The following is a 3,948-nucleotide window of genomic DNA, read 5'->3' as shown; positions in this document are numbered from 1 at the left end:
CTAGCAGCCTGTCGGACTAACAAAGCCGCGTAATACATTGGAAAAATGTCTGTAAAGCATTATCTTAGCGTAAGATAATTACTTATTTCAGAGGCTGGAGCCGCAGCATTCATTTCCTGATTTCACACTATGAACATCGACTTTATCATAGCAGATCGTGATACCCCGTTTCTTTTTCCACCGTCAGTACAGGAGTGGTTGCCAAAAGACCATCTGGCCCGATTTGTGGTAGATATGGTGAGCCAACTCGACTTATCATCCCTGAGGGGAACCTATACCGGTAAAGGCTCAAGGGCTTATGATCCGACGATCCTGCTGAGTATGCTTTTTTACGGATATTCAACGGGAGTGTTTTCAAGCAGAAAACTTGAACAGGCGAGCTATGATTCTGTTGCATTCCGCTACATTACCGGCAATCAACATCCGGATCACGATACCATAGCAACGTTCAGGAAACGGTTTTCTGAGGAGTTACAAGGACTGTTTGTTCAGATACTAACCATTGCCCATGAAATGGGGATACTGAAGCTTGAAACCGTGAGCCTTGATGGTACGAAAATCAAGGCCAATGCCTCGAAGCATCAGGCGTTAAGCTGGCAGTACGCGTGTAAAATCGAAACGCAACTCAAAGAAGAAGTCAAGCAATTATGGCTGCTGGCAGATCAAGCCGATCAAGCAATAATACCTGATGGAATGAAGATTCCAGAAGAACTTGAGCGGCGAGAAAAACGTCTTGCAACCATAGCGGAAGCCAAGAAAAAAATTGAAGCAAGAGCAGCAGAACGGTATGATCAGGAAAAGCAAACCTACGAAAACAAGCTTGCCGAACGGGAAAAGAAAGCAAAGGAAAGTGGCAAAAAACCAGGAGGCAAACCGCCAAAACCACCGGAACCAGGTCCAAAACCGCACGACCAGATAAACCTGACCGATGAAGAATCACGGATCATGCCGACAAGCGGAGGCGGATTCGTGCAGGCGTTCAATGCTCAGGCCTGCGTCGATATCGCAACCATGCTCATTGTCGCCGTTCATACGACCCAACAGCCCAATGATAAGCAGCAAATAGAAACGGCAATTGAAGCACTGGAAAAGCTGCCCGAAAAACTCGGTCAAGTCAATGAAATCATAGCGGATACCGGATATTTCAGTAAAGCAAACGTGGATGCATGTGAAGAGGCGGGAATCAATCCGCTTATAGCAGTTGGCAGAGACAAGCATAATCAAAGCCTCGAAGTTCGATTCAATAAACCGGCACCCGTAGCGGAAGATGCAGACAGTGTTACCAAAATGAAATACCGATTGAAAACCCCGGAAGGGAAAGCCATTTATGGCCAGCGCAAGAGCACCGTAGAGCCAGTATTTGGAATTATCAAATCAGTGCTGGGGTATCGACAATTTAAGCGCCGAGGGTTGGAAAATGCCCATGCAGAATGGACGCTGATAAGCCTTGCCTGGAATCTGAAAAGGATGCATGTCTTGGCGAAGCCACGCATAAAAATGCCAGTAATGGCCGCATGTAAAGCAAAATCAGGAGTACAAGGCAACCAATTGTCCGCATTTTGGCGTAATATGTACCAACAATGGTTTTCTATGACCAAAATGCACATAAAAAGGGAGTTCGACGGCTGGTTTGCTGTAAGCTTCTCTATCGTTAGTCCGACAGGCTGCTAGGAACTCGGAAATCTTATGTACAATAATATCAAGAACTTAATTTTCTTGGTCAGCGCTTTTTTTGATTTTGGCACAAGTCAGGAGCAGTTCTACCATTATTGACCGGCACGATTTTGATGGCGACATTCTTGAGCTGATTGAGGAGGCGCAAAAATACATTCTCAAAAACATTCACATCGGTATGCGTCTGGATGGCCTTTTCCGAGTTGATGTTCCTGAAATTCCCATGGCTGCGCTTCGTGAAGCGATCATCAATGCATTCTTCCATCGCGACTATCGAGACCCGGACTACATCCATGTTGCTGTTTTTAAAAATCGAATCGAGATACGTAATCCCGGTGGCTTGTACGACGGTTTGACTATGGAAGAGATGCGTCGGGGTAACGTCTCCCGCCGCCGAAACCCGCTGATTGCCGATCTGTTCCGCCGCATTCAGATGGTTGAAGGATGGGGGCGTGGAATGCCACTCATTTTTGAAAATGCACCCAGCGTTGAGTTCCGCCAGATTGCGGGACTGTTTATAGCGAGTTTTGAACGACCCTCTTTTCTTGAAGAGTCAAGCCAGGAAACTGTCGATAAAACTGTCGATAAAACTGTCGATAAAACTGTCGATAAGGCTGAGTTGACAGACAAAGAAAAGAAAGTATGTGATTTGGTGCGCCAGCATCCGATCATGACTCAAAAAGAGATGGCAGAGCTACTTGGCCTCACCGAACGAGGTATTCGTTACCTGACTGACAAGCTTCAGAAGCAAGGTGTTCTTCGACGAATTGGTGGGAAAAAGTCTGGAAGCTGGAGAGTGGTTGGTTCGCCAGAAGCAGACATAAAAACAAAAAGCTCACCCTGAGTGCGCTGTTTTTACGTGCCAGCAGCTTCCGGGATGTAGTTGAATAACGATAATAAATCCTCGCGCCTCTTGCCCTGTTATACCGATAACTCTATTTTATAAAATCAGGTATTCTTTTTTCTACAACGAGGGGACGTTGACGACAAACTCTACTTGCCCCGGCATTTCTCCCTCGGAATTTGCTATGAAGGTGTTGTGGAAGGGTGTTTGAGTGTGAGACTCTTTCCGTCGAGATAGATGTACGGCCCTGTCAGTTTGTCACTATTCTCTCGAAATAGTGAGATATCCTGTTTTGCGGACTATTGTTTATTTGTTGCAATAATGCGGTATATTTTATGTAATAAAAAACCCCAGGATCGTCAACGACTCGTGGTCGGGAGAGGATTTTTCCGGGGGCTGCACAAAAATATAGCTTTTACTGATGGCAGTGGCTTGCTTTCGTTTGGTATTACATGAAATATCACATATAATATCAATATGAGTGTGCCTGACATTGTGCTTGACACCAATGTTGTCATGTCTGCCCTTCGTTCAAAAAGAGGCGCGTCTTACAAGCTTTTGTCACTGATTGGAACCGATCAGTTTGAGATCCATGACTCAGTGGCTCTTATTCTGGAGTACGAAGATGTTATTCTGCGCCACAGAGAAGCAGTGGGATTATCGACAGAAGAGGTTTCGATTTTTATTGATTCACTCTGTTCAATGGCACAACATCATAAAATATATTTTCAGTGGCGACCGTTTTTGAGTGACCCAAATGATGAGCTTGTGCTTGAATTAGCGGTTGCTGCACAATGTGAATATATAGTCACGCACAACATCGGTGATTTTAAAGGTTGCGACAAGTTTGGTATTCAGGCAATCACCCCGAAAGAGTTTTTGGTGATTTTACGTGAGGAGAAAAAATGAGCGCATTAAGTTTACGTTTACCTAAATCATTACACGAGCAGCTCCGCGAAGTAGCGCAGGAAGAGGGTATATCCATCAATCAGTTTGTTATGCTTGCTGTTGCTGAAAAAGTGGCTTCTCTTTCAGCGGTTGAATATTTGGAAAAGCGGGCGAAAAGCGGCAGCCGCGACAAATTCCTTGAAATATTAAACAAAGTTCCTGACGTGGAACCCGAAGCATTTGACAAGCTGTAATCGCGTTTGACAGAGCTTGCATGGGCGGGCGTTGACAACTCAACGTGCCTCAGCATTTCAGTTTTTCTTCCATATCCGGCAGCCGAGCATGTTACCGGGCAAGTCGGGAAGAAGAATCGAGGAATTGGAATAATTCGCTTCGTCTATCTACCAATATCGCGCTCCTCTGAGGCAGGATAGGGGACGTGTTCAACTATTTCAACTTACCTCGGCAGTTTACCAAGGATCCGGGACGCAAGGATCCGGGACGTTGTTTAATAGCGATAATAACGCAGCAGCCCTCTTCCT

The 3,948-nt window shown here is 45.5% G+C and carries 3 protein-coding genes and 1 pseudogene; all 4 read left to right on the top strand.

Annotation, left to right across the window (positions count from 1 at the left end; translation table 11 throughout):
• Positions 1 to 129: 129 nt before the first annotated feature.
• A pseudogene (locus BOO20_RS06125) lies at positions 130 to 1,491 on the top strand (IS1182 family transposase); the annotation flags it as partial.
• 247 nt (positions 1,492 to 1,738) lie between these two features.
• On the top strand, positions 1,739 to 2,518 hold the full coding sequence (locus BOO20_RS06120) for an ATP-binding protein (protein WP_076791390.1): 780 nt from the start codon (positions 1,739 to 1,741) through the stop codon (positions 2,516 to 2,518).
• A gap of 477 nt (positions 2,519 to 2,995) precedes the next feature.
• A complete protein-coding gene (locus tag BOO20_RS06115; protein ID WP_076791388.1) occupies positions 2,996 to 3,427 on the top strand; it encodes a putative toxin-antitoxin system toxin component, PIN family in 432 nt (143 codons plus the stop codon).
• Entirely contained in the window at positions 3,424 to 3,660 is a 237-nt protein-coding gene (locus BOO20_RS06110) for a toxin-antitoxin system HicB family antitoxin (protein ID WP_006366118.1), read from the top strand. Before BOO20_RS06115 ends, BOO20_RS06110 begins: the two co-directional genes overlap by 4 nt.
• Positions 3,661 to 3,948 lie beyond the last annotated feature (288 nt).

This window comes from Chlorobium sp. KB01 (assembly GCF_001975465.1).
Classification (GTDB): domain Bacteria; phylum Bacteroidota; class Chlorobiia; order Chlorobiales; family Chlorobiaceae; genus Chlorobium.
The sequence above is the reverse complement of the archived record's forward strand: the minus strand, read 5'-3'. Positions and strand labels throughout refer to the sequence as shown.

Coding starts and splice junctions, on each gene's coding strand:
- BOO20_RS06115 (WP_076791388.1), top strand. CDS start 2,996: ATGAGTGTGCCTGACATTGTGCTTGACACCAATGTTGTCATGTCTGCC.
- BOO20_RS06110 (WP_006366118.1), top strand. CDS start 3,424: ATGAGCGCATTAAGTTTACGTTTACCTAAATCATTACACGAGCAGCTC.